At 63.8% G+C, this 17,431-nt stretch carries 18 protein-coding genes; 5 read left to right on the top strand and 13 right to left on the bottom strand.

Annotated features, from left to right (window positions below):
- Positions 1 to 259: 259 nt before the first annotated feature.
- From K5R33_RS13950 to K5R33_RS13895, 12 genes are all read right to left on the bottom strand, one after another.
- Positions 260 to 1,189, bottom strand: coding sequence for a DMT family transporter (locus K5R33_RS13950; protein ID WP_255576427.1), 930 nt, complete (start codon positions 1,187 to 1,189; stop codon positions 260 to 262).
- Positions 1,190 to 2,077, bottom strand: coding sequence for an NAD(P)-dependent oxidoreductase (locus K5R33_RS13945; protein WP_220749676.1), 888 nt, complete (start codon positions 2,075 to 2,077; stop codon positions 1,190 to 1,192).
- 4 nt (positions 2,078 to 2,081) lie between these two features.
- Positions 2,082 to 2,966 carry a phytanoyl-CoA dioxygenase family protein gene (locus K5R33_RS13940; protein ID WP_220749675.1) on the bottom strand — a complete coding sequence of 295 codons (885 nt, stop codon included), beginning with the start codon at positions 2,964 to 2,966 and terminating at the stop codon, positions 2,082 to 2,084.
- Positions 2,967 to 2,969: 3 nt separating this feature from the next.
- Complete coding sequence (locus tag K5R33_RS13935) at positions 2,970 to 3,788, bottom strand: shikimate dehydrogenase family protein (RefSeq protein ID WP_220749674.1); 819 nt, start codon at positions 3,786 to 3,788, stop codon at positions 2,970 to 2,972.
- Positions 3,785 to 4,345: a DUF4453 domain-containing protein gene (locus K5R33_RS13930; protein WP_220749673.1), complete on the bottom strand. Its 561-nt coding sequence runs from the start codon at positions 4,343 to 4,345 to the stop codon at positions 3,785 to 3,787. Before K5R33_RS13930 ends, K5R33_RS13935 begins: the two co-directional genes overlap by 4 nt.
- Positions 4,336 to 5,361, bottom strand: coding sequence for a Gfo/Idh/MocA family protein (locus tag K5R33_RS13925; RefSeq protein ID WP_255576426.1), 1,026 nt, complete (start codon positions 5,359 to 5,361; stop codon positions 4,336 to 4,338). The genes K5R33_RS13930 and K5R33_RS13925 overlap by 10 nt, the downstream gene beginning before the upstream one ends.
- Positions 5,358 to 6,860 carry a UxaA family hydrolase gene (locus K5R33_RS13920; protein WP_220749672.1) on the bottom strand — a complete coding sequence of 501 codons (1,503 nt, stop codon included), beginning with the start codon at positions 6,858 to 6,860 and terminating at the stop codon, positions 5,358 to 5,360. The genes K5R33_RS13925 and K5R33_RS13920 overlap by 4 nt, the downstream gene beginning before the upstream one ends.
- A gap of 3 nt (positions 6,861 to 6,863) precedes the next feature.
- Positions 6,864 to 7,775, bottom strand: a complete 912-nt coding sequence (locus K5R33_RS13915; protein ID WP_220749671.1) for a phytanoyl-CoA dioxygenase family protein — start codon at positions 7,773 to 7,775, stop codon at positions 6,864 to 6,866.
- 45 nt (positions 7,776 to 7,820) lie between these two features.
- Positions 7,821 to 9,449 carry a TRAP transporter large permease gene (locus K5R33_RS13910; RefSeq protein ID WP_220749670.1) on the bottom strand — a complete coding sequence of 543 codons (1,629 nt, stop codon included), beginning with the start codon at positions 9,447 to 9,449 and terminating at the stop codon, positions 7,821 to 7,823.
- 33 nt (positions 9,450 to 9,482) lie between these two features.
- On the bottom strand, positions 9,483 to 10,301 hold the full coding sequence (locus K5R33_RS13905) for a TRAP transporter small permease subunit (protein WP_255576424.1): 819 nt from the start codon (positions 10,299 to 10,301) through the stop codon (positions 9,483 to 9,485).
- Between the two features lie 12 nt (positions 10,302 to 10,313).
- Positions 10,314 to 11,480, bottom strand: a complete 1,167-nt coding sequence (locus K5R33_RS13900) for a mandelate racemase/muconate lactonizing enzyme family protein (RefSeq protein ID WP_220749669.1) — start codon at positions 11,478 to 11,480, stop codon at positions 10,314 to 10,316.
- 70 nt (positions 11,481 to 11,550) lie between these two features.
- On the bottom strand, positions 11,551 to 12,579 hold the full coding sequence (locus K5R33_RS13895) for a TRAP transporter substrate-binding protein (protein ID WP_220749668.1): 1,029 nt from the start codon (positions 12,577 to 12,579) through the stop codon (positions 11,551 to 11,553).
- A 170-nt stretch (positions 12,580 to 12,749) separates the two neighbouring features.
- Between K5R33_RS13895 and K5R33_RS13890 the strand changes: the two genes are divergently transcribed.
- Entirely contained in the window at positions 12,750 to 13,412 is a 663-nt protein-coding gene (locus K5R33_RS13890) for a GntR family transcriptional regulator (RefSeq protein ID WP_220749667.1), read from the top strand.
- A gap of 80 nt (positions 13,413 to 13,492) precedes the next feature.
- Here K5R33_RS13890 and K5R33_RS13885 read toward each other — a convergent pair whose 3' ends face one another.
- Complete coding sequence (locus tag K5R33_RS13885) at positions 13,493 to 14,353, bottom strand: NAD(P)-dependent oxidoreductase (protein ID WP_220749666.1); 861 nt, start codon at positions 14,351 to 14,353, stop codon at positions 13,493 to 13,495.
- Positions 14,354 to 14,418: 65 nt separating this feature from the next.
- Here K5R33_RS13885 and K5R33_RS13880 point away from each other — a divergent pair, with 65 nt between their 5' ends.
- From K5R33_RS13880 to K5R33_RS13865, 4 genes are read left to right on the top strand one after another with little or no spacing between them, the layout of a single operon-like run.
- Positions 14,419 to 15,159, top strand: coding sequence for an SDR family oxidoreductase (locus tag K5R33_RS13880; protein WP_220749665.1), 741 nt, complete (start codon positions 14,419 to 14,421; stop codon positions 15,157 to 15,159).
- A gap of 27 nt (positions 15,160 to 15,186) precedes the next feature.
- Complete coding sequence (locus tag K5R33_RS13875) at positions 15,187 to 15,426, top strand: hypothetical protein (protein ID WP_220749664.1); 240 nt, start codon at positions 15,187 to 15,189, stop codon at positions 15,424 to 15,426.
- The gene (locus tag K5R33_RS13870; RefSeq protein WP_220749663.1) at positions 15,423 to 17,198 is read left to right on the top strand and encodes an IlvD/Edd family dehydratase; all 1,776 of its coding nucleotides are present in this window, start codon (positions 15,423 to 15,425) and stop codon (positions 17,196 to 17,198) included. The genes K5R33_RS13875 and K5R33_RS13870 overlap by 4 nt, the downstream gene beginning before the upstream one ends.
- Positions 17,185 to 17,424: a DUF6552 family protein gene (locus tag K5R33_RS13865; protein ID WP_220749662.1), complete on the top strand. Its 240-nt coding sequence runs from the start codon at positions 17,185 to 17,187 to the stop codon at positions 17,422 to 17,424. Before K5R33_RS13870 ends, K5R33_RS13865 begins: the two co-directional genes overlap by 14 nt.
- The last annotated feature ends 7 nt before the right edge of the window (positions 17,425 to 17,431 follow it).

Genomic DNA, 17,431 nt, shown 5'->3' with positions numbered 1-17,431 from the left:
GGATCAGGAGTTCGACATGGGCGTCCGGCGCCGGAGCGATCCCGTCGCACCGCCAGCCCTCGCCCAAGCTCGTCGCCTCCGGCTGACCGGAGTGCGACTGGGGCGTCTGGCTCCCCGGCCAGAATGCCCCTCCCCAGGGACAGCGGTCATTGCTTCCCCAGTTTGTGACCGCTGTCCCAACCCCTCGGATGTGTCTGGGTGCCTTGACGCGTCTCAGGTGGCGGCTGGCCTCTGAACCTGCACGGGGCGAGGTGACACGTTACGGGTTGCCCCGACCGGGGGGCGCGCCAGTTGGCCCGCGACGTTCGCGCCACCAGATAACCAAACCCGCCAGGGAAATGGTCATCGCGCCAAGAATGGTTTGTTGGTCTGGCACCGTCCCGAACACGAGGTATCCCCACGCCGTCAGGTAAATCAGGAAGGAATATGTGAATGGCATCAACGCGCTGGCGGGTGCGTAGCCATGGGCGAGGTTGAAGAAATGGTGACCGCCCCACGCAAAGGCGCCAACGCAAACCAACAAGATCCAATCAGAGCCCGTCACAGGGCTCTGCCACATCCAAATCGCGGCTGGCAGCAGGGCGGTGGCGCCGACGACGCCCACATAGACCTGCATAACGCGGGGTGAGACCACGCCCGACATCTGACGCGTCATGATCGAAAACAGCGCGAACGCCGTGGCAGCGGTCAGGGAAAAGAAGACCGCCGGGTGAAACGCCGCCGACCAGGGACGAACCACCAGCAACACGCCGAGAAACCCGACCAGGATCGCCGTCCAACGCCAGGGGCCCACACGTTCACCCAACACAGGGGCAGAGAGCGCGCAGACCATGATGGGCGCCGAGAACATGATCGCCGCTGTGACCGTCAGATCCAGGTAGGCCAGCGCCAGGAAGTTCGCGACCGTCGAAATCAGCAGCAGGCCGCCCCGTAGAAGCAGTTGGATCATCTGTTTGCGCGGGGTCACCAGCATCTGCGGGTGGCGGACCACCGGACCGCTCGACAAGGCAAGGTGCGTGAAGAAGCGCATAAAGGCCAATTGCAGTGCCGGGATGCCCGCCAACCCTAGCCACTTCACACTGGTGTCCGTGAAGGAAAACAACAGATAGGCCAACAGCATAAGGGCGATGCCCTTGGGGATGTTGTCTGCGTGGGGCCGGACGGCCGTGGCACTGGCGCGCGGCGTCACCTACTGACCGAAACGGTCGGAAAAGGCATCCACCATCAAGGGCACAAGCTCGTCCCCCCGACCGGCTTCAATCGCGTCGCTTAGCGCTGTGAACGCACCGGAGGACATGACCGACGCAAGGCCCATATCCGCCGTCATCTGACGGTAATAGCCCACGTCCTTGGCGGCGTTGCGGATCGAAAAGGCCAATTGGCTGGCGTCTCCGTCGATGGCGTAGCCCTTGATGAAATCCATCATGCCCGACCGCAGCGGCCCAGCCGACATGACATCATACAGCGCTTGCCGCTCGATCCCCGTTTTGTCGGCTATGGCAAAGGCTTCGGCCATGCTGTTGGCTACGGCTTGAGCGAAGAAATTGTTGATCAGTTTGATCGTATGGCCGTTGCCCAAGGCGCCCAGGTGAAAGACGTTCTCGCCTTGGTCTTTGAGAACCGACTCGACCTTGTCGTAGGCCGATTTGTCGCCAGAACACATGATGTTCAGTTCACCGGTGCGGCCATGGGTCGGCGTGCGGCCCAGGGGTGCGTCCAGATAGGCGGCGCCTGCGGCGGCGACCTCTGCCCCCAGGGCCTTGGTCGAGCCGGGCAGGGAGGTGCCGAAGTCAATCACGACCGCGTCCTCCCGCAGACCCGCGATCACACCGTCCGGACCGCGCATCCGCCCCTCCACATGCTCCGACGTTCCCATGCACAGCATGACGATGTCGCTCGCTTGGGCTACGTCGCGGGCGCTCGACGCCTCGGTCGCGCCACGGGCCAGGGCCGCCTCGACGCCCGTGCGGTCGCGGTTGCCCAACACGGTCAGGCCGTATCCCTTGTCCAGCAGGTTCTGCACCATGGCCGAGCCCATGAGGCCCAGGCCGATAAATCCGATGGCAGGTTTCGTCATGATGTCAGTCCTTTGCGGTCTCAAATGCGCGGGCGGTCAGCCCTTTCTGGATCTCATAGATGGTTTTGCCGACGGGGGGCGCGGGCAGGGGAATGCGCACCGGCCAATCGCTAAGCCGGGGCTGCCGCGATTGCCCGCAAAGCATCCTCGCGTCGTAGTCGGCCAAGTCCTCGAACTTGGTCATCGACCCCATGATCGGCCAAGCATCCGCCGCCATCATCTCATAGAACAAAATGCGGCGCGGTTTGGTGGAGGTGTTGAGCGCCGAGCCATGGAGGATGCGCCCATGGTGAATGCTGATCGACCCAGCGGGTCCCATCAGTGCGACAGCGCGCGCCATATCGATGCCCAGTGCCTCTGGGTCAACGGCGCCCACGAAATGGCCATCCGCGTGATGATCATAGGTCGGACCCAGATGTGATCCCGGTATGACCTGGAGCGGACCGTTTTCCGGTCCCATGTCATCCAGCAAGACGCCAATCGCCAGCACCGCATCATTGGAATGGGGGTAGAACGCCATGTCCTGGTGCCATTCCACGGCGGCGCCATGACCGGCCTCTTTCATGTTCAGCTTGGTCGTGTGCAAACGCAGGTCCGGCCCAAGCAGATCGCGGGCCGGGGCCAGGATCGTGTCCGACAGCATCAGGGCGCGGAAGATCTCGGAATGGGTGTGGGGCAGTTTGATCCGGCGGACCCTGGGCGCATCGGGCCGATGCGTCTCCTCCAGATCCAACTCTGCCGTGCTCGCCGTCAGGCCCTGGGCTTGGGCCACGTAGCGATCAATTTCACCATGCAAAGCAGAGAGTTGGGTGGACGACAGCCGCCTTTCCAACAGGAGGTAACCGTCTCGGGCATAGCTGTCTTTCTGGGACTGGGTGAGGACCTCCATGGGCTACTCCGGTCTCAATGCGTCGAGTTTCGGGAGGGTCGCTGCCGGGTCGGGGCGATGGCCGGTGTAGGTTTCAAACGAGGCCATGGCCATATGCCGAAACAGGTCGAAGCCGGTCATCGTGGTCAGCCCCGCCGCCTCTGCCAGGCGCAGGAAGGGCGTGTCCGTCGGCGTATAGACAGCGTCAAAGGCCCAAGCCTGCGGCCCGAACCACGCCGCGTCAAAGGCGGACCGCGCGTCTGGCGCCATGCCGAGCGGTGTGCAGTTCACCAAGCCATCTGCGCCACCGCAAACAGCGCCCGCGTCGGCCAATGAACAAATCGAGACACCGGCTTGGTCGGCCAATGCCTTTGCCGCTTCGGTGCGCGGGTCCCATAGGGTGATCTGGTCCGCACCTAATTCTTGCAGCGCCGGAACAACGGCACGCGCGACACCGCCAGCCCCTGCCACGGCCACATGGCCAGGGGCGCGGTCCATCTGCGCCCGCCAGGCCGCGAGAAAGCCACGGTAATCCGTGTTATCGCCTGCCACCGGCGCAAAGGTGAGCGTGTTCGCGGCGCCCAAATGTCCGACGGCGCCCATATTGTCACCCGCCCAGGCGGCAGCATGTGTCTTCCACGGGTGGGTGACGGTGACGCCGGTCCAGCCCTGCAGGCGCAGGTGATCCACAAGGGCGTCGAAGTCCACATCGGGATCGTTTGCCGTATCGATGGCCGTGAACTCGAACCCAATTCCAGCGTCGTCGGCCATGATCCGAAGCGCGGCTGCCAAGCGGGAGCGTCCGATATTCTCCCCAATCAATCCGCAGCGCAGGTTCTTCATCCCGCAAACATCTCGCACGTGCCCTCGGCGAAGACATCTCTGTCGGTCCACCCGGCTGCGGTCAGACCCGTGGGAAGCGTGACAGTCAGGAAGTGCCACCCCGCATAGGGGCTTGCGTGGTAGGATCCGATGTCGCTGCCCGGCGGGATCTCGATAACCGCGACGGCGTCCGCGCGGGCCCCGTGTCGCAGGGTCACGGCGCGTCCCTGCCATCCGATGCAGGCGCTCTCGAAATCGCGGATGGGTTGGTCGGGCATGCGCAGCCGGAGCGTTAGGTGATCCACATCTAGGGGCGCCGCGCGAGAGGTATCGACGTCGCAGTCCAGCGCCGCCTCTTGCCTGCGGATCATCTCAACCGCGCGCTTCTGGCGATCGTCTAGGGACGCGGCCCCAGTGCAATCCTCCCCAAAGGTGGCCCGCCCAAGCGGCGTCCCGAAGCATTGCCCCGCCTGGGCAAACAGCGCATTGCGGGCCAACCACAGGTCGTCGCACCAGGTATCGGCAAAGGCACCGCCGGGCAGAACCGCCAAGGCCAACGCCAAAACCCTCAGTCCCATTTTGCGGTCTTTTCGATCTGAAGGATCACGGCGAGGGTTTCCCGCGCCGAAGCCGCATCCACGACTGGGTCCGCCTCGCCCCGAATGACGGCGGCGAAATGCGACAATTGTCGGACCAGGGGAACCCCGTCTTCCACAGGTGTTTCTGTCGGCTTAGGCTCCTCATTCCAATGGGCGGCGCCGGACCACGTGCGCAGACTGGGGAATTCCACGCCGCCGCCGGTGCAGGCGATGCGCAGGCTGTCTTGGGCTGTGTGGGGGATATGGGGGCTTTCGCCCGTGCCCGCCTCGAACCCCCAGGGTGTGGGGGTCGTATCAGCATAGGTCAGCGTGGCGGTCACGCCGCTGTCGAAGCGCAGTACCGCGCCACCGGATTCCGGCCGCGCGGCGCCCCGCACGGCGTTGGAGGCGAGGCCAACCACATCCGTCACCTCCCCAAACAGCCATCGCAGGGTGTCCACATCATGGATCAGGTTCTGCTTGATCGGCGCCCCGTCGAGCCCCGACCGCCACCCAACGTCGAAGTAATCGTCCGGCTTGCGCATCAGCCAGAGCAAGCTGGCCGCGACTGGGGTGCCTAGGCGGCCTGACGCGATGATGTCCTTCAAGGCGACAACGCGCGGATGGTGGCGGCGGTGGTGCCCGACCAGCACATGGCGCTGCGCAGATTTAGCAGCGGCGATCATGGCATCGGCATTGGCCAATGTATCGGCCACTGGTTTTTCCACCAGCACATGCCAGCCGCGGGCCAAGGCCGCGATGGTCAGGGGCGCATGGCTACCCGTGGGCGTCGCGAGGACGATGCCATCCGCAGTCACGTCCACGTCATCAATTGATGCAAAGCCCGGTGCGTTCGGATGCTTCCGCCGCAGAGGATCCGGGTCAATGATGCCCACAAGGTCCAGGTCCGGGTGCGTCTCCATATGCGCCAAGTGCCGCGCGCCGATCAAACCCGTTCCAGCCAACAGCAGGCGCACCGGTGGACAATTCTTCTTGGAAGAATTGGTCTCGCTCACATCACTGCTCCGATCTGCCAGGGGACGAATTCATAGTCGCCGAGACCTTGGGCCTCGGATTTGGACATCTCGCCTGAGGCGATGCGCAGGAAGAGGTCATAGATCTCGCGGCCCTTATCCTCGACCGAGACACCGCCCGTCAGGATATCGCCTGCGTTCACATCCATGTCCTCAGGCATCCGGGCGGCCAGTGCGCTATTGGTGGCGATCTTGATCGTCGGCGCAGGTTTCGACCCGAAGGCCGATCCACGCCCGGTCGTGAAGCACACCAAATTGCAGCCGCCAGCGATCTGACCAGTGACAGAGGCCGGGTCGTAGCCCGGGCTGTCCATAAAGGTGAAGCCCTTGGCCCGTACCTGTTCGGCGTACTTGTAAACGCCCGTCAGGGGGGTTGTGCCGCCTTTGGCTGCGGCGCCCAGGGATTTCTCCAGGATCGTGGTCAGGCCCCCTTTCTTGTTTCCGGGCGAGGGATTGTTGTCCATGGAGCCACGGTTCCGGGCGGTGTAGTCCTCCCACCAGCGGATCAGGTCAATGAGGCGCGCGCCGACCTCTGGCGTTAGCGCGCGCCGGGTCAGCAGATGTTCCGCGCCATAGATCTCGGGCGTCTCGGCCAGGACACCGGTCCCGCCTTGCGCCACCAAGAGGTCACAGGCGTGCCCCAGGGCAGGGTTCGCCGTGATCCCAGACCAAGCGTCCGAGCCGCCGCATTGTAGGGCGACGGTCAGGTCTGAGGCGGGACAAGTCGTGCGCCGCGCTTCGTTGGCGATGGGCAGCATGGCGCGGACCTTCTCGACCCCGGCCTCAACCGTGCGCCGCAGCCCGGCGACGTTTTGGATGTTCATCGTCTGAAAGGTTGGACCCTGCTTCAGACCATAGGCGTCGAGCAGCCAGTCGATCTGGTTCATCTCGCATCCCAACCCAACCATCAGAACCGCGCCGTGGTTGGGGTGTTTGGCGTAGCCCCACATGACGCGCTGGAGAGCTTCGAACCCATCGCCGTCGCTGGCCATGCCGCAACCGGTGCCGTGGACGAAGGCAACCACGCCGTCCACGTTGGGGTAGGCCGCCAATTCCTCCGGTCCAAAGGCGTCTGCGATGCGGCGCGCGGCGGTGGCGGAGCAGTTGACCGAAGTGACAATCGCGATGTAATTCCGCGTCCCCACGCGCCCGTCCGCCCGGCGATACCCTTGAAACGTGTCGCCCGTGGAAGGCGCAACGGGCCGCAGGTCCGTGCCGAACTCATAGGCATGATCGGTGGCGGCGAAGGCGCAGTTCTGGGTATGCACATGATCGCCAGCTGCGATGTCTTGCGCGGCATAGCCGATGATCTGTCCGTATTTGCGGATGGGGTCTCCCGCTTTGACGGCCTGCGTTGCGATCTTATGGCCGGAGGGGATCAAGGCGCGGGTCGCAATCCCCTCGACCGAGGTCCCTACCTCCAGCGCGCGGGTGGCGGTGACGACAGTGTCGTCTGGGGAGAGGCGAATGGTATCGGGCATGGCTCAGGCACACTGGGGGCTGGTCGATGTCCAGCGGTGGATCGGGATGTGCGGTGCGGCGGCGCAGGCGGTTCGGGCCTCGCGCCAGCGGTCACGGACACTGCGCCAGTCGGGGGCAGGGCCTGGCAGGACCGGGAACGACGGGAACTGCGCTCGACCGGTCGGTGCTCCGGTCCTCTGATAGCGCAGGTCGAAGGACCATCGCAGGCCATCACTGACGTTCGGACCGGCGGCATGGGGCGTCATCGGGTCCAGCAGGATAATCCCGCCCGCCTTAACGGGGAGGGGGCGGCGGCGCGATCGCTCCAGAAAGCGCGCCGGGATGGCCGTCTGATTCAGGGGACAATGGGGCAGCATCTCTTGATCTGCTTCCTTGGGCTGCACCAACAGGCATCCGTTGGCGGGGGTCGCATTGGTCATGGCAACCCACACGGTCACCATATCTGTGTCGTCCGCCTCCGCATGGGCGACCGCGCGGTCCTGATGCCAGGCGGTTTCCGTCGTATGGACCGGCGCATCCCGCGCCACGGTGCGAGAGGGCGGTTTGATGCGAATGTGCTGGATCGGGTTCGAGGTGACCTCTGACCCCAGCAGGCTTTGGACAATCGCCAGAACCTGGGGGCAGGTTAAGAGGTCGTGGACTGCTGGGCCGTAGTGGAACGGCGTCTTTATGTCGATCTGTGTCCCGGGCAGACTGATGTCCAACGCTTGGAACCAGTCGACGCCCGCCCCATGGACGGCGCGCAGCGTCTCCAGGAACGACGGTTGAGCCGAGATCGCGGCGCGCGCCGCGATGGGCGCCAAGACCCGGCGGTACTCCTGCTCCAGAGCGTCGCGTAGACCCGAGGGCACGACATCTTCGATCACGAGATAGCCGTCCCGGCGAAAGGCCTCGATCTGCTCGGTGGTCAGCACGGGTCAGTGCCTCCTTTCGTTCGGCGAGGCCACACAGCCGTCCTCCTAGTCCAACAGAACTTCGATGATGGGCGGATAGATCAACAGGACCGACAGAGCGCAAAGCTGGATGCAGATGAACGGCAGGAAGCCCTTAAAGATGTCCGTCAGCGCGATGTGCGGCGGGGCCACGGACTTGAGGTAGAACGCGGCGGGCCCGAAGGGCGGGGACAGGAAACTGACCTGCATATTCATGCAGAACAGCACGCCGAACCATACGGCCAAGTTCTTAGGCTCAACGTGTCCTAGGATGCCGATTTCCTCGATGGGCAGACGCTGCACGATGGGCAGGAACACGGGGATGATCAGCAGGACGATCCCAACCCAATCCATGAACGCCCCCATGAACAGCAGGATCAGCATCATGACCAGCAGGATGCCCATGGTCGGCAGGTCTGCCGCGACGATGATGTTGGCCACATAGGTTGGCCCGCCCGCGATGGTATAGGCCCCGGCGAGTGTGGCCGCGCCAATGGTGACCCAAATGATCGTGCCGGTGGACTTGAGCGTGCGCATAAGGCTGTCCCAGACGAGCTCTACGTTCGCCTCGCCCCGGAAGATGGAGATCACGAAGACCGCGACGACGCCCATGCCGGCGGCCTCGGTGATGCCCGAGATCCCGCCATAGATCGAGCCCATGACCACGCCGATCACCACGATGGGCGCGACCAGGCCTTTGCCCATGTCCCAACCGCGTTTGGCGCGGTGGGTTTTGAAGACGAAGAAGATCGAGGCCATGGCGACCGCAAAGACGATGCCGAAGAACGGCACGTAGTCTGCCGTGCCGTAGGCGATGGGGTCGACGTTTTCGATGATCACGTTCTGGCCTGTGACCGTGAAAAACAGTGCCCGCAGGAACAACGCCGCCGAAAAGCCCGCAACCAGGATTGCCATAAAGGCACCGAACAGCATGGATTTCTCGCCCGTGGGCGGGTCGTTGGGGTCTTCGGGGGGCAGAGGGGCAAGCGACGGCTTCATCTGCGTGCGCACGATGATGTAGAGGATGATGAAGCTGGCGAGCATGAAGCCCGGCACAAACGCCGCCGTGAACAATGCCTTGATCGAGGTTTCGGTGATGAGGCCGAAGATGATGAGCACGATGGACGGCGGGATCATGGTGCCCAGCGAGCCGGAGGCGCAGATTACCCCGATGGCCATGTTCTGATCGTAGCCCAGGCGCAGCATCTGGGGCAGGGCGATCAGGCCCAGCAGAACGACTTCTCCACCGATGATGCCCGACATGGCGGCCATGATGACAGCCATGATCGAGGTCACGATTGCGATGCCGCCCCGCGTCCGGCTGAGCCAGACGTTCAGCGAGGAATACATGTCCTTGGCGATACCCGAGCGTTCCAGCAGGGCCGCCATAAAGATGAACAAGGGGATAGAAATCAGGACGTAGTCGGTCAGCAGGCCATAGATCTTCTGTGCCAGGATGTTCAGCGGCCCGGACCCGAACCGACCCGTGAGGATGCCTTCCCCGAACTCCCACGGGGCGGTCAGCAGGTTCGGTTCGAACTTCATGACCAGGACGAGCACCGCCAGCACCGCCGATGCCATGCCCAGCGGCATCCCGATGGCGAGCAAAAGCATCAGCCCGATCAGCAGCACGATTGAGATTGTTCCGACGTCCATGTGCCCTCTCCCCTCTGTCTGGCCTTTGCGGCCTTATTCCCCGCCGACCTGTTTGCGCAGGCGGTCGATTTCGTCCTGGTCGATGTCGTCGGCCGCCGAATGGATCACCGGCTCTTTGTTCCAATCGCGGATCAGGTTCGCCACGGCCTGGACGGCCACAAGGGTCACCACGATCAACACCATTGGCTTCAGCGTCGCGGGAATGGGCGGGTCGAAGGCCGTGCCGAACGTCTCCCACCGCAGGAACTTGTCCCGGCTTTCGCCGTAGCCGCCCCAAAACAGGAAGAAGGCGAAGGTCACGATCAGCGATGTCGAAATGACGTCGCAGGTTCGCTGCAAGGCCTTGGGCAGCATATCGTAGAGCAGAAAGATACGGATATGACTGCGCTGTTGCATGGCGTAGAGGCCGGACAGGATGAAGATGAACCCCGCCATCCAAAGCGACATCTCATTGGCCCAAAGCGTCGGCTTTTCAAAGACGTAGCGCAGGACAACCTCATAGACCATCACACAGACCAGTGTCGCGATCAGCAGCATGGTGATGCGCCCGATAAAGACCGAGATGCGGTCGAAGACGCCCCAGTCCTCCCACTCCATGGGCGCGCGGCGCACGGTCATGACGCCCAGGACGGCGAAGACGAACACACCAGCCAGCGCGGCCCAATCCAAAACCCCTGCGGTGGCGTAGCGGCGGGCCAGAGCATCCACCGTGGGTCCCGGTTCGGAAAACACCATCAGGAAGGCGGGCATCCGCCACATGGCCCAGCCAAAGCAGATCGTGAACACCACTGGCATCGCGATTTGCAGCGGTCCGGGGACAATTTGCACCTGATCGTTTGTGGCCTCCGCCATGGCGTCCTCCTGTCAGTTGATGCGGTAGTGGGCGAGGAAGTCGCGATCGGGCGCGACCCCCAAGCCAGGCATGTCGGGAATGGCCACCGTGCCGCCCGAGGCGGCGACTTGGCCTTGGATATCGAGCGGGTCGGTCAGCATCTCGTCGCGAAACCGGTTCTCGGTTGTGTCGAATTCGAGCAGCGGCTCCCGCGGGAACAGGCCGCCGGGCAGGGGCGGCATGGCGGCGAGCAGTTGCAGGTTGGTGGCCACGGCAATGGCGCTGCCCCAGACGTGGTTTACAACGGGCGTGAACTGCGCATGGCAGAGCGCCAGGACCCGCAGATACTCGCTGATCCCACCCAGGGCACAGATCTCCGGCTGGGCGATGGAGAGGCCGCCAGATGCCAGCAGGTCCCGCCAGCCCCACCGTGTGAACTCCGCCTCGCCGCCCGCAATGCGGGTCTTCAGGGCGGCACGCAGCGTGGCATAGCCCGCGCGATCCTCGGGGGCGACGGGTTCCTCGAACCAATAGGCGCCCAGGTCATCCAAGGCGCGCCCGACCTCTAGCGCATCGTTGACGTCGTACGCGTGGTTGGCATCGACCATGAAATCGAAGTCGTCGCCCACGCCCTTTCGCACCGCCTGGGCCAGTAGGATATCGTCGCGGACGCCCATCCCCACCTTCATCTTGGTGGCGCGAAATCCCGCGTCCCGGATCGCGGCGGCCTCATCCACAAAGCGCGCGGCCAGATCGGCGGCGGGTTCCGGGCGTAGCATCATGCCGTAGCCATAGACGGGCACGCGGTCGCGGAACCGACCGCCGATCAGACGGCTAACAGACAGGCCGGCGATTTGGCCCGCGATGTCCCAAAGGGCGATGTCCACCCCGGACAAGGCCTGGAGCGGCATGCCCTTCTGGCCATGATCTCGCAGAAGGTTATAGACCTTGTGCCAAATCACGTCCCGATCGCGTGCATCCATCCCCAAAACCATCGGAGCAATGACGTCCTCGACGATGTGGGCGTTGGCGCGTGCCACCGCGCCGGGGCCAAAACACTCGCCCCAGCCAATCACGCCGTCCGAGGTTTCGACCTCGACCAGATGGGCGGTGCGTTGCGTGTAGTATTGCTGCGAATAGCCCAGGGTTTCGGGCATGTCACAGCGCAGCACATGGCTGCGTATGCGTGTGATCTGCATCACCGGAAACCCCATGGGGAATGACGCGGCCCAAGGGCGGGCCGCGTCGATAGGCGAAGTGTCGAACCGATTACTCGGGCTTCACGATGCCCAGCTGGGTCAGGTAGGCGACATGGCTCGCCACCAGGGCCTCGGCCTCTGGCGTGGTCGCGAACTCGGGCCAGGTGGCCTGGGCTGCGGCGCGGAACTCGGCCAAGTCTTCCTCAGACCATGCGGAGATCGTCACGCCTTGCTCTTCCAGCATGGCCTTGGCTTCGGCGTTTTCCTTCTCGAAGATCAGGGCCGACTTGAGCGCAGTATCCGACACGGCGGTGAGCATGATCGCCTTATGATGCTCCGGCATCGCGTCCCACACTGCCTTGTTGCAGGCCAGGTGGTCCGACGGCATGGAGTGGAAGCCCGGGAAGTTGGCGAATTTCGCGATGTCATAGAGACCCAGGCCCACATTATTGGCCAGGCCCGAGGCGTCCGCCCCGTCGATGATGCCGGTTTCCAGCGCGGTAAAGATCTCGGTGAAGTCCATCACGATGGGCGAGGCGCCCAGCTTTTCAAAGATCTTCGTTTCCATGCCGGGGGGCGAGCGGAATTTCCAATCCTTCAGATCTTCGATCCCCGCGATGGGGCGGGTCGAGGCAAAGCTTTCCTGGCCGTAGACGATCCAACCGATCAGCTCCATGCCGTAAGTGTTATACAGCTCCTGCGCGGCCTCGCGCCCGCCGCCGTAGTACAGCCACGACAACTGCTGCGCGGGGGTCTCATAGCCGCCCATGATGTCGCCCACGAACTGGAACGCGGGGTTCTTGCCGGTCTGATAGCCGCCGCCGGTGGCGTCGCAGTCCAGAATGCCGGTGGCCGCCGCGTCAAAGGTTTCCACCGACTTGACCACGGACGAGGAATAGAAGGCCTCGATCTGGATCTCGCCGTTGGACATCAACTCAATGTTGTCGAACAACTCGCTCAGCAATTTGCCGGACGTCGTCTCGGGGGCGTAGTGTGTCTGGATCCGAAGGGTGGTGGTGGCATGGCCGTCGGCCAAGGCTGCAACGCTGCATAGGGCGGTGCTCGCCGCGGCGATGGCCGCGATCGTCAAGGTCTTCATCATAGTCCTCCCATTTATCGTTACGGTCCCTCGAACCCGGTTCTCCGAGCCTCCCGTTGAGGGGCGTGATCGGAGCCTAACGAGGATTCGCGATGGCGCAAACAAAAAATGAAAATCGGTAGACAGATTGCTATTTTGCAGAATATTGAAATTTCTGAGGGGGAGAGCGCATGCCGGAAGGCCGTGAAAGAATCGACACGCCGAGCATTTACGCCGACCTCCAACACCGGCTGCTGACGGGTGCCTTCGATCCGGGGTCCAAGCTGATGCCGACGTTGCTGCACGACCAATACGGCGTGTCGGCCAACACCGTGCGCGATGTGTTGCTGCAACTGTCCAAGGTCGGCCTGGTGGATTTCGAGATCCAGCGCGGATTCCGCGCCCGCGCGGTCAGTCAGGAGCGGCGATCCCAGGTCGCCGCGTTTCGGGTCCTGCTGGAACAGGAAGGCGCGGTTCTGTCCATGCGCAATGGCGGGCTCGCCTGGGAGGCGCGGTTGTCCGCAGCCCACCATTCGCTTGTCCATATCGAGCGTCAGTTGGCGCGGGCGCCAGAGAACACGATGCCCTTCGTGGGGATCTGGTCGGACGCGGAGCTGACCTTCCACAGGACGTTGATTTCAGAATGTAAATTGCCGCCGTTGATCGAGACGTTTGAGCATGTCTACATGCAATTTCGCCAGCAGATGGTCGGGCTAGAGGCGAACTGCGTCCCAAGCTACTTCGAGCGGATCGTGGTGGAGCATGAGGCCATCATGGATGCGGCCGTTTCCGGGGATGAGCCGGCGTTGCGCGCGGCCATCCGGGCGCACCAGTCGAGGCACCTCGACCGATGACCTGGTGCATTGGCCAGGCCGGGAAGCTGCCGACCGACCTCAGCGCGCCATGCGCCGCGCCGCGCGGTGTCCTGGCTTGCTCACAGGTTATTGCGCGCGCGCAGTTCCAAGAACAGGGCGGAGTGATCCCAATCGCCGCCATCCATCTCGTCGCGCACCACTTTGAACCTGTCGTTGACCGCTTGGACAGCGGGCAGGGTCAGCGAGAGGTTCGCAGCTTCGTCCAGCACATTGTCCAAGTCTTTGATCTGAAACTTCGTCAGCCCGCCAGGGACGAAGTTCCGCTCGGTCATGCGCGCACCGTGCTGTTGCAGGATGGTGCTGTCGGCGAACCCCCCTTTGAGCGCGTCGCGCACCGCCGCCGGGTCAGCGCCGCCTGCCTCCAGCAGCAGCATGGCCTCCGCCACCGCGCCGATGGTGCAGGCGACGATGGCTTGGTTGGCCAGTTTGGACAATTGCCCGGCACCCACGGGGCCCACGTGGACCGGGCGCCCCAGGGCCTGCAACGTGCCCTCGACCGCTGCAAAGGCCGCAACGTCTCCACCCGCCATGATGGCCAGGGTCGCGGTTTCGGCGCCCTTCGTCCCGCCCGACACCGGCGCGTCCACGTATCCAATGCCGCGCGTGGCGAAGCGTTCGGCATGGGCACGGGCCTCGGCAGGTTTGATCGACCCCATCTCAACCCAGATGGCCCCTTTGGCGAAGGCCTCCATCGCCGCGGTTTGCACCAGGTCGGAGGTCGGCCCGTCCGACAGCATGGAGATCACGAGGGGCGCCCCCGCGACAGCATCGGCTGGGGTCTCGGCCACGGTCGCGCCCTCGATGGCGCGGGCCTTGTCCAGGGACCGGTTCCAGACGGTCACGTCGTGGCCCGCCGCGATCAGGTTGCGGGCCATGGGCGCGCCCATCAATCCAGTGCCGAGCAGGGTGAGTTTGGTCATCGGTCTCTCCATGTTTGCGCTCACATTAGAAACCCACTAGCCCCCTGCACAACCGAGGAGTTGCCATGACAGACCGCCTCAAGGGCAAACGCGCCCTCATCACCGCCGCCGGTCAGGGGATCGGGCGCGCCACGGCTGAGATGTACATTGCGGAAGGCGCGAAGGTCTTTGCGACCGATGTGAACGGCGACCTATTGGCAGGTCTGTCCTGTGAAACCTTCGTCTTGGATGCTCGCGACGATGCTTCGGTGGCCGAAGGCGTGGCGCGGGCCGAGCCGGATGTTTTGTTCAACTGTGCGGGCTTCGTTCACCATGGCACTATCCTCGATGCCACGGACGATGAGTGGGATATGGGCTTCGACCTCAACGTCCGGTCCATGTACCGCACGATCCGCGCCGCGCTGCCTGGAATGGTCGAGCGGGGCGGCGGGTCGATCATCAACATGTCGTCGGCACTCGGCTCCGTGATCGGGGCGCCGAACCGGTTCATCTATGGGGCCACCAAGGCCGCTGTGATCGGGATTACGAAGTCCGTGGCCGTGGATTACATCAAGCAGGGGATCCGCTGTAACGCGATCTGTCCCGGCACGGTCGAATCGCCATCCTGGCACGACCGCGTGCGCGCGTTGGGTGAACAGCTGGGCAGCCAGGAGGAAGCCATGGCCCAATTCGTCGCCCGCCAACCCATGGGGCGCGTGGCGCAGGCGACCGAGATCGCCGCGTTGGCCACCTACCTGGCCTCGGACGAGAGCGCCTTTACCACCGGGCACCCCCATATCATCGATGGCGGCTGGTCCGGCCAATAGGTCTGGCGCGCCAGAGGGAGAGACACCATGACGAACAGCGCTCCGGTTCGGGTGGACCCCGGTCACGTGCCTCTAGTGGTTCTCGGCCAAGCTCACGCCCCGACCCTTTGTCCGGCCTATGCAAGCCGAAGCGTGCTGAACGGCTCCGCCCGTGCGTGCAAAGCCCGCCCCTGCGCCGATGATGCGAACCCGATGCTGCCCAACGACCGTTTCGACGCCTCTGCCGCCCCGGCTGTTGGGCGCCCCAAACACAGGACCGACCGATGACCGACCTCCGTTCCCGCAAGTGGTTCAACAACCCTGAAAACCGCGAGATGACCGCGCTTTATCTGGAGCGGTATTTGAACTACGGCATCACGCGGGAGGAGTTGCAGGGCGACAAGCCCATCATCGCCATCGCCCAGACCGGCAGTGACCTGAGCCCCTGCAACCGACACCACCTGGAGCTAGAAAAGCGTGTGCGAGACGGCATCATCGCCGCCGGGGGCGTGCCCATGCAGGTGCCCGTTCATCCCATTCAGGAGACGGGGAAGCGGCCCACGGCCTCGCTTGACCGCAACCTTGCCTATCTGAGTCTGACAGAGACGCTCTACGGCTATCCGCTCGACGGTGTCGTGCTGATGATCGGCTGCGATAAGACCACGCCCGCGCTGCTGATGGCGGCGGCGACGGTCAACATTCCGGCCATTGCCCTCTCGGTCGGCCCAATGCTGAACGGCTGGTTCAAGGGAGAGCGCACGGGCTCTGGCACCATCGTCTGGAAAGCGCGGGAGATGCATGCCGCCGGAGAAATCGACGACGCTGGGTTCATGGATATTGTCGCCTCGTCCACACCGTCGGTTGGCTACTGCAATACCATGGGGACGGCGACGACGATGAATTCCCTGGCCGAAGCCTTGGGGATGCAGCTGCCCGGATCGGCGGCGATCCCGGCGCCTTACCGCCAGCGGGGACACATCAGTTATGAGACGGGCAAGCGCATCGTGGAGATGGTCCACGAGGATCTGAAGCCGTCGGACATCATGACCCGCGAGGCGTTCGAGAACGCCATCGTCGTAAACTCCGCCATTGGGGGGTCGACCAACGCGCCGATCCACCTGAACGGCGTGGCGCGGCACATGGGTGTGGCGCTGGACAATGACGATTGGCAGGCGTTGGGCCATAGCGTTCCCTTGCTGACCAATCTGCAGCCTGCGGGCGAATACCTGGGCGAGGATTACTACCATGCGGGCGGGGTGCCCGCCGTGACCGGGCAATTGATCGCTGCCGGCATGCTGCCTCATCCGGGTGCCATGACGGTCAATGGCAAGACCATGGAGCAAAACTGCGGCGGGCTTTCTTCCGTCCTGCCGGACGTCATCAAGCCCATCGACGCGCCCATGTTGGAGGCGGCGGGTTTCCTGAACCTCAAGGGCAACTTGTTCGAGAGCGCGATCATGAAGACTAGCGTGATCTCGCAAGAGTTCCGGGACCGCTACCTGTCGAACCCGGACGATCCGGATGCCTTCGAGGGCAGGGCGATCGTGTTTGACGGACCCGAGGATTTTCACGTGAAGATCGACGATGAAAGCATTGGAATTGATGAGAATTGCATTCTCATCATGCGCGGGGCCGGACCCATCGGATACCCCGGTGCGGCGGAGGTGGTGAACATGCGTCCGCCTGCGTATCTGCTGAAGAAAGGTATCCATGCGCTGCCGTGTATTGGGGATGGGCGGCAGTCTGGAACCTCCGGCAGCCCGTCAATCCTGAACGCCTCGCCGGAGGCGGCGGCGGGCGGTGGACTTGCCCTGGTGCAGACCGGTGACCGACTTCGGATCGATCTGGGCAAGGGCACCGCGAATATGCTCGTGTCCGACGAGGAACTCGCCGAGCGCCGCCGCGCCCTGCCGCCGCACCCCTTCACACCCGCAAGCCAGACCCCCTGGCAAGAGATCTTCCGCGACCGAGTTGGCCCCCTGTCCGAAGGGATGACGCTGCGCGGGGCGGATGCGTATCAGGACGTGGCTGGGAAAGGATTGCCCCGTGACAACCACTAGCCGCTTCGACCGTCGCACGGCGGATGTGGTTAAATGGGTGGCGACCATCGTTCAGCTGGTCGGCTACGGTCTGACCGGGCTAGGCGCCACACCTTGGAACCTATGGGCCTTCTTCGTTGGGATCGCGCTCTGGTTTGCCGTTGGTGTGATGTGGAACGACCGTGCGATCATGGTCGTCCATGTCGGCGCTTTCATCTCGCTCTTGGTGGGATACCTCAATTCGTAACGTCCTT

The organism is Jannaschia pagri (genome assembly GCF_019655435.1).
Classification (GTDB): Bacteria; Pseudomonadota; Alphaproteobacteria; order Rhodobacterales; family Rhodobacteraceae; genus Jannaschia; species Jannaschia pagri.
This window is presented reverse-complemented; position numbering and strand designations above follow the sequence as displayed.